The organism is Butyrivibrio sp. AE2015 (assembly GCF_000420825.1).
Lineage (GTDB): Bacteria > Bacillota > Clostridia > Lachnospirales > Lachnospiraceae > Butyrivibrio.
This window is the reverse complement of record NZ_ATVR01000001.1, coordinates 84,184-103,747: the sequence shown is the minus strand read 5'-3', so window position 1 is coordinate 103,747 and position 19,564 is coordinate 84,184. Positions and strand designations below refer to the sequence as shown.

Annotated in this window: 18 protein-coding genes and 1 tRNA gene; 1 reads left to right on the top strand and 18 read right to left on the bottom strand. The window is 35.2% G+C overall.

The features are described from left to right. Window positions 1-72: 72 nt before the first annotated feature. From G585_RS0100490 to G585_RS0100475, 4 genes are all read right to left on the bottom strand, one after another. Window positions 73-1,491, bottom strand: coding sequence for a hypothetical protein (locus G585_RS0100490; RefSeq protein ID WP_022772214.1), 1,419 nt, complete (start codon window positions 1,489-1,491; stop codon window positions 73-75). Window positions 1,492-1,636: 145 nt separating this feature from the next. After that, entirely contained in the window at window positions 1,637-2,401 is a 765-nt protein-coding gene (locus G585_RS0100485) for a response regulator transcription factor (RefSeq protein WP_022772212.1), read from the bottom strand. Window positions 2,402-2,403: 2 nt separating this feature from the next. Continuing rightward, the gene (locus G585_RS0100480; protein WP_022772211.1) at window positions 2,404-4,110 is read right to left on the bottom strand and encodes a sensor histidine kinase; all 1,707 of its coding nucleotides are present in this window, start codon (window positions 4,108-4,110) and stop codon (window positions 2,404-2,406) included. A gap of 2 nt (window positions 4,111-4,112) precedes the next feature. Next, entirely contained in the window at window positions 4,113-5,162 is a 1,050-nt protein-coding gene (locus G585_RS0100475) for an extracellular solute-binding protein (RefSeq protein WP_026663693.1), read from the bottom strand. Between the two features lie 179 nt (window positions 5,163-5,341). Between G585_RS0100475 and G585_RS0100470 the strand changes: the two genes are divergently transcribed. Then, window positions 5,342-5,415: transfer RNA gene (locus G585_RS0100470), tRNA-Arg, on the top strand. A gap of 317 nt (window positions 5,416-5,732) precedes the next feature. On the opposite strand, the gene G585_RS0100465 is transcribed toward G585_RS0100470, so the two are convergent. The 14 genes from G585_RS0100465 to G585_RS0100400 form a co-directional block, all read right to left on the bottom strand. After that, window positions 5,733-6,080: a hypothetical protein gene (locus G585_RS0100465; protein WP_022772208.1), complete on the bottom strand. Its 348-nt coding sequence runs from the start codon at window positions 6,078-6,080 to the stop codon at window positions 5,733-5,735. A gap of 311 nt (window positions 6,081-6,391) precedes the next feature. Then, entirely contained in the window at window positions 6,392-7,099 is a 708-nt protein-coding gene (locus G585_RS0100460; RefSeq protein ID WP_022772207.1) for a DarT1-associated NADAR antitoxin family protein, read from the bottom strand. Continuing rightward, window positions 7,092-8,897, bottom strand: a complete 1,806-nt coding sequence (locus G585_RS0100455; protein ID WP_022772205.1) for a DarT ssDNA thymidine ADP-ribosyltransferase family protein — start codon at window positions 8,895-8,897, stop codon at window positions 7,092-7,094. Before G585_RS0100455 ends, G585_RS0100460 begins: the two co-directional genes overlap by 8 nt. Before the next feature lie 57 nt (window positions 8,898-8,954). Continuing rightward, window positions 8,955-10,232: a transglutaminase-like domain-containing protein gene (locus G585_RS0100450; protein WP_022772204.1), complete on the bottom strand. Its 1,278-nt coding sequence runs from the start codon at window positions 10,230-10,232 to the stop codon at window positions 8,955-8,957. 20 nt (window positions 10,233-10,252) lie between these two features. Then, the gene (locus G585_RS0100445; protein ID WP_022772202.1) at window positions 10,253-10,546 is read right to left on the bottom strand and encodes a hypothetical protein; all 294 of its coding nucleotides are present in this window, start codon (window positions 10,544-10,546) and stop codon (window positions 10,253-10,255) included. Then, the gene (locus G585_RS0100440) at window positions 10,536-11,519 is read right to left on the bottom strand and encodes an AAA family ATPase (RefSeq protein ID WP_022772201.1); all 984 of its coding nucleotides are present in this window, start codon (window positions 11,517-11,519) and stop codon (window positions 10,536-10,538) included. The genes G585_RS0100445 and G585_RS0100440 overlap by 11 nt, the downstream gene beginning before the upstream one ends. A 99-nt stretch (window positions 11,520-11,618) precedes the next feature. Beyond that, the gene (locus G585_RS0100435) at window positions 11,619-12,557 is read right to left on the bottom strand and encodes a hypothetical protein (protein ID WP_022772199.1); all 939 of its coding nucleotides are present in this window, start codon (window positions 12,555-12,557) and stop codon (window positions 11,619-11,621) included. 19 nt (window positions 12,558-12,576) lie between these two features. Further along, window positions 12,577-13,653 carry a hypothetical protein gene (locus G585_RS0100430; protein ID WP_022772198.1) on the bottom strand — a complete coding sequence of 359 codons (1,077 nt, stop codon included), beginning with the start codon at window positions 13,651-13,653 and terminating at the stop codon, window positions 12,577-12,579. Between the two features lie 59 nt (window positions 13,654-13,712). Beyond that, complete coding sequence (locus G585_RS0100425; RefSeq protein WP_022772196.1) at window positions 13,713-14,675, bottom strand: hypothetical protein; 963 nt, start codon at window positions 14,673-14,675, stop codon at window positions 13,713-13,715. Between the two features lie 437 nt (window positions 14,676-15,112). Continuing rightward, window positions 15,113-15,820 carry a purine-nucleoside phosphorylase gene (gene deoD / locus G585_RS0100420; protein WP_022772195.1) on the bottom strand — a complete coding sequence of 236 codons (708 nt, stop codon included), beginning with the start codon at window positions 15,818-15,820 and terminating at the stop codon, window positions 15,113-15,115. Window positions 15,821-15,834: 14 nt separating this feature from the next. Further along, window positions 15,835-16,722 carry a DUF3881 family protein gene (locus G585_RS0100415; protein WP_022772193.1) on the bottom strand — a complete coding sequence of 296 codons (888 nt, stop codon included), beginning with the start codon at window positions 16,720-16,722 and terminating at the stop codon, window positions 15,835-15,837. Window positions 16,723-16,758: 36 nt separating this feature from the next. Further along, window positions 16,759-18,051 (bottom strand): serine--tRNA ligase, encoded by a 1,293-nt coding sequence (serS, locus tag G585_RS0100410; RefSeq protein WP_022772192.1) that lies wholly within the window; start codon window positions 18,049-18,051, stop codon window positions 16,759-16,761. A 64-nt stretch (window positions 18,052-18,115) separates the two neighbouring features. Next, window positions 18,116-18,637, bottom strand: a complete 522-nt coding sequence (locus G585_RS0100405; RefSeq protein WP_022772191.1) for a DUF4446 family protein — start codon at window positions 18,635-18,637, stop codon at window positions 18,116-18,118. Window positions 18,638-18,654: 17 nt separating this feature from the next. Next, window positions 18,655-19,551: a ParB/RepB/Spo0J family partition protein gene (locus G585_RS0100400; protein WP_022772189.1), complete on the bottom strand. Its 897-nt coding sequence runs from the start codon at window positions 19,549-19,551 to the stop codon at window positions 18,655-18,657. Between the last annotated feature and the right edge of the window lie 13 nt (window positions 19,552-19,564).

Sequence of the window (19,564 nt, the reverse complement as noted above, 5' to 3'; positions counted from 1 at the left end):
TCGGTGGTGTAAAGTACAAATGCGTTTCATGCAAGCATGAACGCATCTGTACTTTCGTCACTTGTATTATTCTTATTCGCCTGGTGCGTAGTGATCAAGAACGTCGATCCAGCTACCTACTGTAAATGAAACATCTGAGCAGTATGCAGGATCTTCAAGAACGAGTTCTCCTGTGGTTGTCCACCAGTCATATCCTCTGTCATTCTTAGCTGGGAACTCATCTCCGCCACCCTGTGAGTGCTGGAATTTTTCTTCGATTTCTTTTGCAACGTTAGGATTTGCTGAATAGCCACCCATATCTTTTCCCCAAGGCTCAAAGCCGGCTTCAGTACATGTCATGAATGCGATGAATGCACATGCTGTCCAAGGAAGTGGGCTGTTCTTTGTAAGGAAGAGGTAGTGGCAATATCCATATCCGCCAATTCCTGTATAGCCGTCCTGATATGCAGCAACGTTGATGTTATTTACTGATACTGTAGCTGACTCTTCAACAGAGCGGAGTTTTGAATAAACTAACAATCCTGACTGATCTGTAGCTGAAGCATCTACAAGAGTGTTGCAGATAGGGCCGTCATCAGTCTGCTCGTTGTAGTTGTTAACCCAGAGCTTAATCCATGCAAGAGCATATGCTCCATTTGCTCCAAGGCCAAGGTCGCTGGCATCTGCCTGCATCTCTTTGATAACAGGCTCAAAGTAAGCTTTCTTTGTATCATCAAGCTTGTCATATGCTTCCTTAAGCCATGTTGCATACTTATCCTCTGTGAGCATCATAAGGAAGTTCTTTCCTACGATTTCTGAATCAACACCCATGAAAAGTGGATGTGAACCCTCATATACAAAGTCCCAACAGTTAGTAAATGTTGCGCTTCCTGTGTTGTTGTACATGAATACTTTATTAAGTGTCTGAAGTGGAAGGAATCCTGAGAAAGCATCAGGAGTTGTTCCGTTTGCTTCAGCCCATTCCTTAGGTACGAATGTCTTTAAGATATCTGTATCCACCATCTTTGTCTGGATCTGATTTCCATCCTGGATAAGAGTCATTGCAAATGTGCCTTCGCTCTTAAGTGAATCAGATGTAAGCTGCTCAAAGATCTTGTTGTTCTTTGGCTGTTGCCATTCAAATTCCATGGAATATGATGGATCAATTGACTGTAAATACTCGATAAATACTGGAAGTGCAGACTTACCACGGCTGGAGTTACCAACGCCATAGAATGTCTTTCCGTTTGATTCTTCAATGGCTTTTGCAGCAAGCTCTTCCATTGTCATTGTTTCTGCTTCAGCGATGATAGCATCAATTCCTGTGAGCTCAGCTGCCGGCTCTGCCTGTGTCTCTGCAGGAGCTGCTTCCTGTGTCTGAGTTTGTGTTTCTCCGGAAGTCTGTGTGTCTGTAGTTGTTTCTGTTGTTCCTGATGCTGCGCTTCCGCATCCTGCAAGGGCTGATACAACCATTGAGAATGCTAAGATTGTTGATAATACCTTCTTTTTCACTTCGTTTCCTCCTTTTTACATTAGCCCGATAAAAAAGAAAAACTGTAATTACGGGCAGTTCTTTGCTTGTAATTACAGTTTATGATTTGTTTATAAATTTTTTGAGAAGACAATTCTGATATTTTTTGTAATATTTTGATATGTTTTACTGAAGTCCCTTTGCCTGATAATCAGAGGGGTTCTTACCTGTCAGTTTCTTGAATGTATTAGAAAAATAGGCAATATCCTGATATCCTACCTTCTCTGCAACTTCATATACTTTGATATTTATATCTTTTAAGTAGTCCATTGCTCTTTTTATTCTGTATTTTGTCAGATAGTTATTTATACTGTTATCCGTTTCAGATTTAAAAAGCCTGCTTATATGGCCTTCACTTACGCTTAAGGATTCTGCCAGTTTTCCAACACTAAAGTTCGTATCTGTGTAGTTCTTTTCAATATATTCAATAGCTGATTGTACGTACCTGTTAGCAATTTCATCCTTCCCTTTTATGGAAATAAGTTCATTTTCAAGCTCGATTTCTTTTGCCGGAAGATTGGGATGCAGGTGCAATAGTCTCTGGATCACTCCCTCAAGTTCGCCATCCTGGAATGGCTTTAAAATATAGTCAGAGACTCCAATCCTTATTGCTTTTCTGGCATATTCAAATTCATTATAGGCTGTAAGGAAAACAACTTTTATCCCGGGATACTTATCAATCAGTTTTTCTGCCAGCTCTATTCCGTCCATTTTAGGCATTCTGATATCTGAGATGACAAGGTCAGGCTTTGTATTCTCTGCTACTTCAAGAGCTTCTATTCCATTAGCAGCTTCGCCCACTACTTCGCATCCAATAAGTGTCCAGTCTGTCTCTGCTTTTATTCCCAAGCGCACATATTTTTCATCGTCTACAATGAGTACTTTTGTCATTTTTACTGCTCCGGTTCTTTTTCAGAATATGGAAGCGTAATGATCATTACAGTGCCTCCTTCTGAAGGTCTTACTGCCATTACTCCATACTCTTTTCCATAATATAATCTGATAATTGTATTTACATTATTAAGCCCAAGATGGCCTTTTAATGTCTCCACATCGTCGTTGTTAAGTGCCTTCATCATCTCATCACTTATTCCGACTCCGTCATCCTGTATTGATATTTTCAAAAGATCTTTTTCTTCATTCTTATCTCTTACGGCAGCTACATAGATATGCCCGTTTTCGGTCTCGTTCATTCCATGAATAATGGCATTTTCCACTATCGGCTGCATGATAAGCTTAGGAATGATAGCATCCATCACATCTTGTGGCACATCTATAGTAATGTCAAATTTGTCATCGAATCGGATTTTTTGTATCTCGCAATAATTCTGAATCAGTTCCAGCTCTTTTGACAGCTTGCAGAACTGCTTCTCAGATATGCTGGTCCTGAGTATCCCAGCCAGTGAAGCTGACATTGTTGCTACTTCAGGAACACCGTTTGCTTTTGCCACCCATTTTATTGTATCCAGAGTGTTATACAAAAAGTGCGGATTTAGCTGGGCCTGCATCATCTGTATTCTGGTCTCATTTATCGTTCGCTCAGCTTTTACTCTTTCATTTATGGTCTGCTTAAGCTGCGAGGTCATTTTGTTAAATCCAACTGCCAGCTGCTCAAACTCATCTTCTCTGTTGAGCTCAATCTTGGTATCGAAGTCACCTTTTCTAAAGGTCTTCATTCCGGAAGACAATATATTTATTGGTTTTGAAAAGTATGCGCTCAGCCTTGAAGCCACCAAAAGACATATAAATATACTTATTATTGCCTCAAATATCAGTATCTGATACCCTACTTTTACCGCGGATTCACCAAGAACCGGCGGTGTAATATAAACGCTGAGAAGTCCTGTCTCTCCCACTTCATTTATGTACACGTTTCCTATTATGTTGCTGTTATAGCCTGTATTATTGAGGAGGTTGTTCCTTATAAGTGCTAAGGCTTTACCATCTTTGGCTGTTCCAATAAGGCAATAGGGTCTAAAAAATCTGTCCGTAAGCATAAATCCGTCTTTGGCATTAATACTGTCTTTTAATCTTGACTCTATTTCTTCCTGCTCAATCCTAACTACAACAAATCCCTGATTTTCTTCTCCATTAATCTCTTTTGCTATGAGGATGTCTGCGCCATTTTCTGATGAATATGTCGGATCAAGAGAAAAAATGATACTGTATTCTTTCTCTGCCGCTTCTCTTAACACTGAATAGTTTAATGGCAGTTCTTTTGATAATGAACTTGTTGCAGTGCTGAATATGCACTTGCTTCCCTGATATATATCCACAGCAGCAAAATCGCGAATATCCTTTGAAATTGCGTAAAGCTCTGAATAAATACTTAGTGAATTGTTCCTTTTCCTTGAAATGGCATTTATTATAACTTCATTTTCTGAAAGCTCCTGCACTGCACGCTCTGCCTGCTCAAGGTCATTTATGAGTCTTGTATTGATTATCCTGCTCTGCTCAATATCTCTTTTCTCATAATCAGCTGTAAGCCTTGCCTGAAATCCCTGTATAGTAAGGATTCCACCGCAGATTACCAATATTACAGTGGTTATCATCAGTATTGCAAAGAGCTGTCTTTTGAAGGACTGTCTTATCAGATTCATCTTCAGTCCTCCTTCTTTGTGAGTTCATTCCACAGTGAAAAAACTTTTGTTTCTTCATCTGCTGACTTTTTTACATCAAATGAAATCTCTTTTATGGATCCATAACTAGAAGTAAGCTCTACATCTGTTCTAACAGGTCTTCTATAAAAATTGTCCATGGCATATTGCTGTGTATCGTAGCCAACAACAAAGTCTATGAATTTTCCTGCATTGTAGCTGTGGGGGGCATTTTTTAGCATGGCACAACCATCAGGAACTGCGCTTGTCCCATCGTTTGGATATATGATAGAAATCTCATAGCCGAGCTCAATGTATTTTTTTGCTGTTTCTTCCAGAGTTATTCCTACAAGGCAGTCGCCATCAGAAACTTCAGGTATGATGTCTCCTGATGATTTCAAGATATTTCCATCAAGCTGCTCATAAAACCTTGGAAGTAATGCTTCGTAAGATTCGTGGAAAAGCTGCTCCATAGTTGAGATAATGGTAAAGCTTGTCCCTGAATTATTAAGATCTGCATAGGCAATTTTGCCTTTCCATTTTTCATCAAAGAGATCTTTCCACGATCTTGGCGCTTCAGATGAGGATACCAGTTTCCTGTTATAGATAAATACTATTGGAAGCTCTGTAAACGCAGTCCATGCCCCTTCTTCTGACACATAGGCCTTGTCCAGATACTGAACTTCACTGGTTTTATATGGTAAAAAGATATCTTTTTGCGCTTCATAGCTTTCTATTCCGCCACCAAACATGACGTCACATTCGCTTTTTTCAGATGCTTCTTTTGCCTGCTGCATCATTTCTGCTGTTCCGCCGGCGTGCACCTCAACCCATATCCCGGTTCTGTTCTCAAATTCTCTGATTATTGGAAGGTACACTTCTTCTTTATGGGAAGTATAGACTATAAGCTGATTTTCTTCAGAAACACTGTATTTTTCAGAGATATAATCTATCTGTTCTTGTCTTTTACTATTTCCACACGACGAAATAAGGAGCATTACTGCTCCTGTAAGAATTGATATTATTATTTTCTTTGCTCTTTTCTTATTATCCATGCTGCTTTTTCTGATGTTCATTAATTATTGGATTATTTTAGTCTAATGCGACTTTCCATTTTCTCATTCAAAATATCATAATATATTTTACGTATCTATATTAGCTCAGTAAAGCGCTTTTTATACTTAGCCAACGCACTTGAATAACAAATATCTTTATGTTAATATTATTTGTGCATGTTTCCGTAGCTCAGCAGGATAGAGCGTCCGCCTCCTAAGCGGAAGGTCGTGCGTTCGAATCGCATCGGGAACATTCGTGAAGGCTACAAGCCATGCAAAAAGATACATAAAAGCTCAATGGGAGTTTACTCACTAAAGAGCTTTTATGTATCTTTTTTTATAGGGCGCCAGCCCGCGACGAAGGAAGCTTTGCTTCCGAGTTCATGCATGGCTTATATCCCGCGGTAAGCAACAAAGGTTAGTAAATCACATATTACGGAGGGAAAAAGTTATATATGGGATGTTGGATAAGCAGGAAAATAGACCTAGAACTCTGACCCTCAAGTCAGACCCTCAAAACGCTTGGCAAACCCTCAAAAAGTTTGATTATCCGCCAAAGTCCTCATATATTTACCACATAAGTGTTGCTGCAAGGCAGACTGCAAAAGGCGCCATTGTTACGCCAGTAAAACCAAGCGCGCCCCCCCATTCTAGTGCCGAGAATCCACCGGAAACCTCTTCAAGATCATCCTCTGAAAGTTCCCCGTTGGCTGCACTCTCAAGCTGTTCTTTCGTTATTTCTCCACTTGCTACCTTTTTCAAGCTATCTCCCAAGGTCTCAATTTGATCAAGACTCAACTCCACCCCATGTTCAGAGAGCCAATTCTGGGCATCCTCCGGCTTCTCGTTCGAAAGCATCTCCTTAAGAAGAGTTTCGTTCTCAAAAATCTCCTTCATTTTTTCAATAGTATCTCTCATCTCTTATTCTCCTTCTCTTTGTGTTAGAAATTGTTTCCCTTGCATTCTCTTCACATAAATAATAAAGGTACCTCACTGTTTGATATATATACAGTTCGGCACCTTCCGATAGTAACGGTATTGAATTAAACAATTCTAAAATCAGGATTAAAAATTTATAATCTTCACTCAGATAACTTCTTTCTGCATTTTTCAAGGAGTCTTAAGTATTTCATTTTCACTGCACTTTCACTCGATGATATGAGTTCTGCGAGTCTATTATTTTAGGCTCCTTTTTTTGCCCTTAAATTGATAACTTAAAATATGCTATGCTAAGTATTTCTAAAAAAATCACTTATACTTAGTTGTTCATATGTCTTTATCTTCTTATTACTGTTCTTATAAATAATACTCAAGAAATCTTCTTTGCTCTTCAGCGCAGCTTCAAGCATTCCGCTTTTTAATAGTCCAACATATATTGCAGCTGCCTCTGCCTGACAGTTTATTGATTTTTCTGGATTGAATTCAATATCAGTAAAGGCTTCATATTCCTTTATTTCTTCTGACAATCTGGTATTTTGAGCCAAGGCATTTATATATAGCCAATTATAAAAATATGTCTTAGGCTCAAGCTTAAATTCCAATTTACCCAAAGAGAATCCTATAAGTTTTCCACTGGTTTTTAAACGAATATCTTTTTTGGCTTCTCTTGGACTTTTATTAAGCAGATCTTTATACGGCCCCCCAAATTCAAACACCTTACTAGATTGAAAAAGCTGTTCAACGGAATATTTCTTGTCATTATTCATAATAACAAGAAGATTAAATGCGCTTAGTCCAACACCAACTGGGTCTGGTGATTTTGTGGAGATTTCTAAAATCTTTTTATCAAGAAACTCCTTGTGATAACTCTCGTGAAGGCTATACACACATTTTTGTTTTTGCTGTAGCGAAAAGCCACCATAGTATGTGAATTCCACATCTTTTTTTATACAATACGGTTCTTTTGTTGATGCACAAAAAACAGGTCGTTTAGCCATTAGATTGATTCTCCTGTGCCCCTATGTTTGAATATGGACCATATCCAAAATACCATGGGTTAACACTTGTACGTATACCTGCAGATTCTAATCTGTTTTGGTACACGGAGCGTGTTCTTTCATCTTTAAATACACATTCCTTAATGCATGCCAACTCTATTTTCTCAAAACAAGTAATTTCAGCTTGTGGACTGGTCGGATATTTTGAATATTCATTATCTGTTGGGAATCTACGTGTTATTATTTCTTCGCTATTTTTACCTTTAACATTTTCCGCAAAAATATCTCTGAAATCCACTGCCTTATCAAATATTTCATGATGTCTAAATCTTGCCGCAGCCGAATTGTAGTTGAAATATTGACAATTTTTCTCAATTATTTTCTTAGGATCAATGAGGAATATGCACCATCTCTCCCCCTGAAGCTCCTCATCTCTTTGCTTTCTATATAACATTTCACAATTCGGAAAACTTACAGAAATACATATAGCATTTCTCATGTCATATTCTGCTGTAGCATTCCAAGCTTTATTAAGGTAATCAAATCTATTATCGTCTGATGAAAAACTTTCAATATTTCTGGAATTAATTTCATTATTAGCCAATAATCCATTTGCCATTATATTGTCTATATTCTTGACATTCGTAAAATGAATAAAGTTTTCTATTCTCCGTGCTCTTATAATATCAAGTATATTTTCTTTCTCGATTTGCTCTGCCCTTTCTTTTATTTTTTTCTTCTCAAGAACACTTTTTTGAAAATCAGATGCGTATCTTTCATATTTTTCATATCTGAGAAGAATATCTATGTCAAGACACTGTATCAATCTTGATATTCTATTTAAATCGCTTTCTTTATCCAGATACTCATCGATGAATTTAGTAATAATCTCTTCATCGTCTTTTTTTACAATTACCTTAGCTTTATCATTGTAATAGACGTCCTTTTTATCTGGAAATTTCTTGATTAAATAAGACATGTATTCAAGGAATTTGCTTCCAAATGTGTATTCGACGCTAAAAGTGGAAGAACTATCCAGTATCAACTTAAGTAGCTCATCTGCAGTTGCTTCACTTATTATCTTATCATTCAGATAATATTGTATAATCTTTTCGGTCAATATTTCATATTCGCTATTTCCGGAATTTATTAAAGCATATATCTCGCTTTGTTCAATATCACGTGTCATAGCAATTTGTTCGATGATTTTTCTGTACCCAGCATATATTGGATTATTATCATAGTATTTTCGTAAGCATATCTCTAATTTATCAATATCTGTTTTGTTTTCTACTTTTATTGGTGAAATCCAGTAAGCTTTTCTATTTCCGTCATCAGATTTCTTTATTTTATATAGAACAGTTGTATGGCGATTGACATAATACTCATTCTTATCCAAGTAGTCATCATATTCGCTTTTTATATTAAATTGACGTTCGTCTTTAATATATCCTCTTACTTTATCCCCTGTTTTTATTTCTTCGATTATTATAGTTATATCGTCAGTAATATCTCTTTGAAACGCTGCTTCAATTTTCCCTATTCTTATAATTTGCTCCTTTTGATATTGACGCTTTGGTGGATCTGAAACTACTGACTCGTTTACATCTGTTTTTTCTTCAATAACAGGTGTAGTTTCCTGTTTAGCAGGAGCTATAGGCTCTCTAAAAGGCTTCAAGTCGAGAGCATTTCTAGATGGTTTTTGTCCTATCGCTGGTGATGTTGGGGTTCTTTTATTATTTTTATCGTCTCTAATTATAATTCTAATACTCTTCTTTTTCTTGAAATTTCCATCCATATAAGTGCTCTCCTTTTAATCACTTTGTTTATTATTTCTTTATCTAAAGTAAAATAGTTAGTTGTTCAACACTCCATATGCCTTCATATCTTCATAGTTTCCTATACCTATAAATCTAATATCTTCTATTGAATTAATTTTTTCAATATGAATGTAATTATTCTTATTGTCTTTGTCTGTCCATACAGCAGGATCTTTATTGTATGCATAGTGTATCATATCGTTTGTAATATCGTAGGTAACCCATCTATTATATAAATAAACCATTGTCCACATATGATTTCCGTTTGCAACTACAACTGCTGGAATTCCTTCATTTCTACACATAATTGCTAAAATATGTGAAACATCCTGACATACACCAACTTTTATGTGACTTATGTACTGGCTACCATCATAACTATTATACAGCTTCCACCTAGTTTGCTCTCCTTGCGAAATAATCCATTGATCATAGGCAATATTCTCTCTTATATAATTATAAAATACCATTACTTTATGTGCATTAGTCCATGAATCTTCAGTAAGTTTCTCTGCCATGTCCAACCAGTAGGGAACATCATCCTTTTCATTAGCCTGTGCGACTATTGGGTAATAGATATAATTTGTATTTGTAGAATTCTCAGGAGTAATTCCTAGTTTCTGCATCTTTTCCGTAATTCTTTTTCTGTATTGAACAAGTGCTTCTGAGTTGATCGCATAGTCCTCTATATTGCATACATATAGATCTTCATCAAATTTTAAAACACCAATTGACAGCTCTTTACCCGTTGAAAATGTCACAGTTATATATCCAAATCCATCGTCACATTTACTGTACCCAGATATCAGCTCATAATCTGAAAATTTATTGGTATGATTACCATCGCTCTTTTCTACATAAATTAGTGTGGTTTTTACATCCTTATCCGTGTTGTTGTAGTTTTCGATTGAAATGGTATCTTTATCAATAACATTCGCTACAAATCCATAATCAGCTTCTGTGGGAACTATACCATCATTTTTCCTAATACCAGTACCAACAGCTACAACTTTTCCAAAATTACTTAGTCCCTTCCCATGATAGTTAATGACTGTATTAACAGAAATAGGATTATCATGTTGATAAATATGCCATGAATTTGTAGCTAAATCATCATGTTTTGTATTATCGTTCAAATAGGTCTTATAAAGATCATTGTTATTTGATTCTTCATTGCATTCCCTATGGCTTTCGGCTTTTTCAATAACTTCTATAGTTTGAAACCTAATATTTGAATTAGCCAAAAAAATATTGTCCTGTCCACTTCCGGTTAGTAAAAATATGATGATATTAATGATTAAATATATAAACATTTTATTCTCCAATTAATCAATTATTCGTTTAAAATATAACTTATTGCTTCAGCAAGCACGTGAAATACATTCATGTTTGGTTCGCATCTCCAAAATTTACTTATAATCTTTATTTTATTAAGTGCTATAGCATACTCTGCATCACTCATGGAATCAAACGCACCTTTTTGGGCCATTTCTGAAAATGTTTTAGCAGGATTTTTTATTAATAGTTTCTGCGAATAACTGTGTAAAATGTCTGAATCCTCTGATTCATCCGCTTCGATTGTGAGTGATAATAATTCTTTTTCATCATATTTCAAATCAATGTGCATAAGTTTCCTCCTTTAAAAAACTGTCAAAAATGTCCTCATCCATTATCTGTTGAAGCTGCGATGCTACATTCCTTATGCCCAATCCTGAGTTATATGCCTTTCTGGCAACTTCATCTATTTTTGTCTTTGATAAAGTCATTTTCATTCCATATAATTCTTCTATTTTTTTTAATGGAGAAGCTGGATGATCTATTATCAGATATCTATAGTCCTCATAGATCAAAGGACGCGTATTTACGATTCTTGTTATTCTTGATGCAAGCTCAGGTATTAGTCCAAAATCAATCACATCATTAATTGCAAGCTCCTTTTCAAATGGCTTTTCTTCATATTTCTCTGAGCCAAAACCAAGACCTATATTCGTATTATCTTTTGAAATATCTCTGGCTTTTTCTGCAAATGAGCCACAGAATACAAAACTCATCCCACTAGTATCAATAGTTATCTCTGTTTTGTCTATCTTTACAGGAACAGTTTCCCCTTCAATCAATTTAAGAAATTCTGCCTGAATATCTTTAGACACATTCTGTCCTTCACTTGTTATTTGAGGAGATATACATTTATCAAATTCATCAAAAACTATAATGTAATTTGGTTTCTGAAAATCTATCCTTGATAAAAAATCCGAAACATTATTATTTCCTTTCCATCCGGTCTTTGTAAGAGTTGATGAATCAACAAATATAATTTGTGGCCAGATTTTCTTTAGACATTGCCATAAATATGTCTTACCACACCCTGATGGACCACAGACCAAATTACGGGAAGTTATGCCTCTTATGTGGTTATACAGAATCATTGCTGCATTTTTGCAATAATCATCCTGTTTGAAAACGTTACATTTAAGATATTCATATATATATCTAGGATTAGAAACATCCACGTTTTCCTTTATAGTTCTGTCTCTTTTACTGATATAACCTTTTTCATAGAATGGTATACTTTTTTCTTTTTCATTATCTAATAGTTCCATAGAAGCCTCCGTATACTGTTTTTTTCTTATGAAAAAATAATATCAGTTCACAATTTAATGCTTCGTAATTATTACGAAAAATGAGGAGCAAGACTTCTCTTACTCCTCATCTGCAAAAATCTTCATTGTCTCTTCAATATCTTCTTTTGTTAAAATATCAATCCGATTCATTTCGGTATTGAACTTATCCTCTTCATCATCTTCAAAGTACTTTTTAAATACTTTAGGAATTCCATCAGGTGATTTCCCATTTCCAAAGGATATAAATTCCATGCCATTTTTATGTGCAGTATTTTCAAAAAAATCGAATGCTGTTTCCATGTCCTCATATCCTTCATCATCAACACGTATAGAAAACGTGCTTTCTTCAATACAAGGAGTCAGAATCACAATATTACAATGCATTTTGTTCTTCATTTTAGATGGAATTTTGTATTCACTTCCGATGATGTATATGCCTGTTCCAGCATCAGAATCAATACGAACAGGAACTATCACGTTTTTATATGCAGCTTGTCTTTTTAAAATATCATACAGTTCCTGACATTCTTCTATCGATGCATGATTACCTTCATGATTTCGAATTCCGTATTGGGTATACCACATATCTGCCAGGTCAAGTGCGGTGTTATTATGTCTTTTTTCTCTACCTTTGTCTTTTATGCGCTCAGCTTCTGCTTCAGCAAGTCGCTCATTAAGACTCTGTTCTTTTTCTATGACTTTTTTATTAATTCGTGCAGCTTCATTGATACTCGCTGCAGCCATTCTCTCTCTGGCTTTTTGCTTAACATTATCATAATCTGCCAGCTCTGATTTTAGTTTTTCTACATTTTTTTCAGCACTCAGTGGATAACCCAGATTATACATAAGATCTGTTGCTGCCTTGTGAATTACCTTTTCCTGCTTATTTTGATCAAGTCCACAACATTTATCCTTCATTTTTCCTTCTAAAAGAAATTTATATAAAAATGAATCTTTTCTATTTATGACATAATCAGATCGTACTTCATTGAAAACGAAATCTTTTAGCTTTCCCATAGTATTTCCTCCGCTTTCATTACTCTTCGTCAATATCTATATTTAGCCACTGATATGCTGCATTATATGCCTTGTTCAGATATGTATATGCAGGGAAAAATATATCATCATGCAATATGTCAGTTACTCCGCATTTTGCCATTCCAAGCTCGACCGCTAGAATAACAGTCATATTACTTGTCTCTCCCTCAAAATCAGCACGAATAGAAGGATCAAAGATTCCTTCCATAAATATTTTTATACTGCTTTCAAGTCTCTTCTCATCATCAAAATACTTTTTCCAATCGGATATTTTTCCGTTATTAATCTCATTTACTTTTGAAACTTCACCAAAAGAATTAATATCACGACTATTCCACTGCTCCATCTGTTCCGGAGTTAAAATAGAATAATTCAAGTAAATATCCCTTTTTAATTCACTCTCATTTACATGCTCAATTTCATCGTATGCCATTCTTTCTATATCATTCATCTTTAAGATGGCATTATCTCTTTGTGTTCCACTAATTTCTTCAGAAAAAAGTTTACCTGTTACATATCTGTATGCACAAAGAATATCGTATAACACCCCTAGTTTATCAATCTTTTTATCTGAAAATTCGGGCATCTCCTGCAGTACAATAATATCCTTGTTCATTTCACCCTGATCTTCATACCATTTATTGGGACGATTTCCTGTATTAATAGTTTTTATATTGTTGATAACGACTTCAAATGTACCCGGGCCTAAATTATATCTCCAGTTTCCTTTGAACGGCGGTATAAATAAGGAAACACCAAACATAAGGTAAAAAAAACTTTTATAAAAATCTTTTTCCTTATCAGAAAGAGATGTCATTATTATATTGTCACCACTTTTCTCATCAGCTACAGTTCTTTTATATGCTCTAATTTCAGAGATGCTCTCTGTCATATACTCTATGAGATCTTCTGTATACGATGGATAAAAAGTGAGTTCTCCTTTATCATCACATGCTTCAGCAATATACCCGCCTCGCATTCCTAGCATCATGCATTCAAAATCCTCTAACCTTTGCTGCAACTTTCTTTTTCTATTTATAAAACGTTTGACTGTTTTTATTTTATTATTGTCCATAAGAGCCTCCTTATAATATATATTTGTTCATGAAAGTCATATTGTATATATCTAAAAATCTATTCTGCAAGATCAATGTTAAAAGCATATAATTGATCATCTTGCTTGTATATTCCCATTGTTAAATAATTTCCGGTAGAGAAAGTCATAGTTACCAATCCAAATCCATTACTTCCTTCCGAATATCCTGACAATACGTAGTCTACCATATCTGCGACATCAGTATCATAGTAATTGGAATCCCATTGTTCTACTGATAATTCCACTGGATAAATACTATCTGAGGTATTGTTATAGAATTCTAAATAAACAACATCTGAATCAAAAATACTAATTGTAAATCCGTAATCTGCGATATCATCAATCACTGAATTTGAACCTATATCAACACCTATACATGACTTGGAATTAAATTTTGTTAACCTGTAATCACCGTAATACAACACATTTTCTTGTTTTAAATCAAATCTATCTGTTACTTCATGCCAGGTACTATCATTAAATGAGGCTATACTAACTAAATCGGTTGATTCTTCGATTTCTGAAACAGTATCTAAAGTAGGTTTTTTGATACTGTTCTGTTTAATAAAATCTATTACTAAGCAAATGGCATTAATCAGCATCATAAAGAGAATGCAACAGATAATGTATAATAAGGCCTTTTTTATAATATCGAAAATACTTTTAATTTTCCATTTTAGATTCAATAGTAATCTTGCTAACAGATGTTTTTCCAGATATTCTCTCATTACCCTATTTTCTGAACTTAAAAAAAAGTAATACTTCGGAATATATCCAGCCTCCGTCCCCGGTATATAAACTGTTCCTGGTTCTAATGTTTTATCTTCATAACCGACAATCATACGAGAATATCCATAATCAGGCATTCCTGGTACAGCTTCTGTATCTGTATGTGCTCCAAGACTGAAATAATAATTAACATTTTTAATAACAGAATGTTCATAAGGATTGTATTGTTGACTTAATTCTTTCGTAACAGATTTTTCTTTTTTTATGCTCATTAAGGCTTTCCTCTATATATTCTTAATTTTTGATTGTGTTCTATTTCTAAACTTATAACAAAATTATAACTCTTAACATAATACAATTCGTAAATATTACGATTTTTTCTATTCTCCAGTACTCTTTTTATTTCATTGAGAACATTAAAAAGAACTATCCGAAAAAATGCGGATAGTTCTTATCATTCTCTAATTTTCATATAATCATTTCTTTTTAATATGCATCCATTCTGTTGCTATATCGATTCCCGACATTCTATGCTATGTATTATCAGAACTAAATTAATTCAGGGGCTCAAATCGTGCTAACTTCATTATAGAGGTCTTGTATATAGCATTCCCAATTTAAAATGTTTTCTTTTGTCCTTAATGATAATATTTCTTAGATAATTTCAATAACTAAAAAAGGAAGTCCGAAGACTTCCTTTCTTGAATAATTAAAGCTGAATTGCTGTTTTAAGTGCAATTTCCATCATGTCTGTGAAGCTTGTCTGACGCTCCTGTGCTGAAAGCTCTTCACTCTTGAAGAGGTGATCAGAAATTGTAAGAATTGTAAGTGCATTCTTGTGAGCTTCTGCTGCATTCATGTAGAGAGCTGGTGTTTCCATCTCTACAGCAAGGGCTCCCATCTTCTTGTAAAGTTCGCTCTCATTGCATTTCTTGTAGAATGCATCTGATGAAAGAACATCACCTACATGATAGGTAACACCTTTTTCTTTTGCTATAGCCACTGCTTTTTCAAGAATCTTGTAGCTTGCTGTTGGAGCAAATGTTCCTGGAAGTCCGAACTGGAATCCATAGTTTGAATCTGTGTGAGCACCCATTGCAAAAATGATGTCTCTTACATTAACATCGTCCTGTAATCCACCGGCGCTACCAACTCTGATGATGTTATCCACATCATAGAAGTTAAAAAGTTCATAAGTGTAGATTCCAATTGAAGGAATTCCCATACCATGTCCCATTACTGAGATTTCTTTTCCATCATACTTACCTGTAAAACCGAGCATTCCTCTTACTTCATTGAAGCACTTTATATCAGTCATAAATGTCTCAGCTATAAACTTCGCACGAAGTGGATCACCTGGCATTAAGACGGTCTTTGCTATATCACCTTTTTCTGCGCTATTATGTGGTGTTGACATAGTTTAATCTCCTTTCAATTTGCATCTGGAAAATTAATATAACCCTGCATCCAGATATTTCCTTTGAATCTTCTACCAACTGCTGGTTCTCCCAACAAATCTTCATCATTTATACAAACATCAAATTCAAGGTCATTGCAGTTCACCCGCATGATATGAATTTTCTCTTTTGTCATACTATTCTCAACTGTCCTTGTTTCTTTTATTTCACCAAGAACTGAGTAATGATCACACTCTACGCCATAAGGCATAAAGTATGAATCAACGAGACTGTATACATCCTGCTTTCTGATTTTCTTGGAAAGTGTTGTGTAAAGATCCATATCGTCAAGGGTCAGGGATTCGATTGCTGTCTCATCCCCTCTCCTTGCATTATTTATTAACTTATTTCTATAATTGTTTTTCTTTTTGGCAACCTCTTTTTCCTCTTCTGTCTTGGCTATGGGCATAAGTATCTGTCCCTTAATTGACAGAGCAGAAAGAGAAAGAGTTGTTCCTCGTATTGGAAAATGATCTTCATTTTCATACTTCACATATGGAATCATATTTTGAAGGTAAAAAATAAGTGTCACTCCAATTCTTGGTTCATTACAAACTCCGGCGTATGAATATTGCGCTGCATGTCTCTCAACATTGATATCTTCTTCAGTACTTATCCCTGTTGGAACAAGATAAGGATAGTAATATTCATATATGAATTTATCGTCCTCATCAAATTCCCCGCATACAGCAAATCCGATACCATCAGCAAAATCTCTTGCAAATTCAGCCAGTATTATGTTATCACCTGTTGTCACATATGAGCGCTTTCCTGCATTTTGTATAGAATCAGTTATTAACTTTGTAAGTTCTTTTCTATCTTTAATTTTGGAAAAACCTACCGCTCTTAAGAATTTATGCAATAAGATTTCACCTCTTTCTGAGTTTCGATTAAATAATTAGTTCTTTTTTGTAGGAACAAGAACTTCTTTTCCACCCATGTATGGACGGAGAACTTCAGGAATTCTTACGCTTCCATCAGCCTGAAGGTTGTTCTCAAGGAATGCAATAAGCATTCTTGGAGGAGCAACAACAGTGTTGTTAAGTGTATGTGCAAGGTAATTTCCATCTTTACCTTTGATTCTGATCTTAAGTCTTCTTGCCTGTGCGTCTCCAAGGTTAGAGCAGCTACCAACTTCAAAGTATTTCTTCTGTCTTGGTGACCAAGCCTCTACGTCACATGACTTGCACTTAAGGTCTGCCAAATCTCCAGAACAGCACTCAAGTGTACGAACAGGAATATCCATAGATCTGAAAAGATCTACTGTGTTCTTCCAGAGCTTGTCATACCATGTCTTTGATTCTTCTGGTTTACATATAACAACCATTTCCTGCTTTTCAAACTGGTGAATTCTATAAACTCCACGCTCTTCTATTCCATGAGCACCTTTTTCTTTTCTGAAGCAAGGTGAATAACTTGTAAGTGCCTTTGGTACTTCATCTTCAGGAATGATCTGATCGATGAACTTACCAATCATTGAATGTTCACTAGTTCCGATAAGATAGAGGTCTTCACCTTCAATCTTATACATCATAGCTTCCATTTCTGGGAAACTCATAACACCTGCAACAACGTTTCCATGGATCATGAAAGGAGGTACACAATATGTAAATCCTCTGTCGATCATGAAATCTCTTGCATATGAGATAACTGCAGAATGAAGTCTTGCGATATCACCCATAAGATAATAGAATCCATTACCAGCAACTCTTCTAGCTGCATCAAGGTCAATACCGTTGAAGCTCTCCATGATATCTGTATGATAAGGAATCTCAAAATCAGGAACGACTGGTTCGCCAAACTTTTCAATCTCAACGTTCTGTGAATCATCTTTACCGATTGGAACTGACTCATCTATTATCTGAGGAATGATCATCATTTTGTTAGTAACTTCTTCGTCAAGTTTCTTCTGATTTTCCTCGAGCTCTTCAAGTCTCTTTGCTTCTTTTGCTACTTCATCCTTAAGGGCCATTGCTTCGTCTTTTTTGCCCTGAGCCATGAGTCCACCGATCTCTTTAGAAATCTTATTCTTGTGAGCACGGATTTCATCAGCTTCCTGCTGGTTTGATCTTCTTTCTTCATCAAGCTTTATTACTTCATCAACAAGAGGAAGTTTTTCATCCTGGAATTTTTTCTTGATGTTCTCTCTTACTACATCTGGGTTTTCACGTAAAAATTTAATGTCGATCATTTCGATCTCCTCCAAAAAAATATTATTAAAATATATTTATAACAATTTAATTTTAAATAAGTTGTTATCTGTTTACACTGTCAAGCGCCTGCTCTAAAGCTTTCTTTTCCTCATTACTGAGTTCGACGTCTGCAACACCTGCATTTATTTCTTTTGAGTAAGCATAATTGATTCCGTCAGTTCCATGAACTGAATTCAAAAGAAATCCATTGTCATTTTCATCCAAAAGACATAATGAAAAACTAAGTTTTCCACCACTTTGATTAAAAGCATCATACTTTTCCAATCCTATCTTTTGGAATGTTCTGGCCATTCTTCTGTTGATGTCAATTATATCTTTTCTGTTCTTCTCATTTTCACTACGAATAAGTCTGTTATCATGAAATAATCCAACAATTTCTTCTTCCAATGATTCAGCTTCTTTTCCCTGCATAAACTTGTTATATTTCTTTTCAAGCTTTTTAAGTTTATTTGCATTTATAATAAATAACACAAACAAAACAATGATCAGAACTATTAGTACTATAAATAATATTGCAGGATCAAGATTTCCTATTCCTATAGCATTAAGTAATCCACTATTCATTTTATATTATCTCCATTTTATCCTTTACATAATCTGTCGATGATTTTTTCAAGATCGTCATTACTATAGAACTCAATTTCAATCTTTCCTGCGCCATCGCCTTTAGAGATAATATCTACTTTTGTACCTACTGCCTGTTTACACTTTTCTGAAAGACTTGCGTATACTGCGTCGATGCTTTCATTCTTTGTATTGTTCTTTTTATTCTTTGCTGGCTTTCCAAGTGACTTAACCAGTTTCTCGGTTTCTCTTACACTAAGCTTCTCATCAAAAACTTTTTGAGCTATTGTTATCTGCTCTTCTTCATTCTCAATTGAGATTAGTGCTCTTGCATGACCGGTTGAAATCTTTCCTTCGATAACCATCTGTCTTACATGGTCACACAGTTTTAATAATCTTAATGAATTTGTAATTGTTACTCTACTTTTAGATACCTTTTCAGCAACTACGTCCTGAGTATATCCAAAATCATCAATGAGCTTTTTGTAAGCAAGTGCTTCTTCAATAGGATTGATATCTTCTCTTTGGATATTATCAATCAATGCTATTTCAGCAATTTCCTGTTCACTTAAATCTTTAATAATTACGGGAATTTCTTTTAAGCCAGCTTTCTTGGCAGCTCTCCATCTTCTTTCACCGCCAACTATTTCGTAATGATCTTTCTTATCAGTAACGATAAGTGGATTGATTATTCCAAACTGTTTGATTGAATCAGCAAGTTCTATAAGACTATCTTCGTCAAATGTTTTTCTAGGCTGACTTCTATTTGGTTCAATCTTTGTAATATTTACTGTGACTACCTGACCCTCAACATGCTTTTCTTCAGGTACTTCTTTTTTAGAAGTTGATACCTTTGCAGGTATTATTGAATCAAGGCCTTTTCCCAGACCTCTTTTAGTACTCTTTGGTGCCATTCTCCCCTCCAAC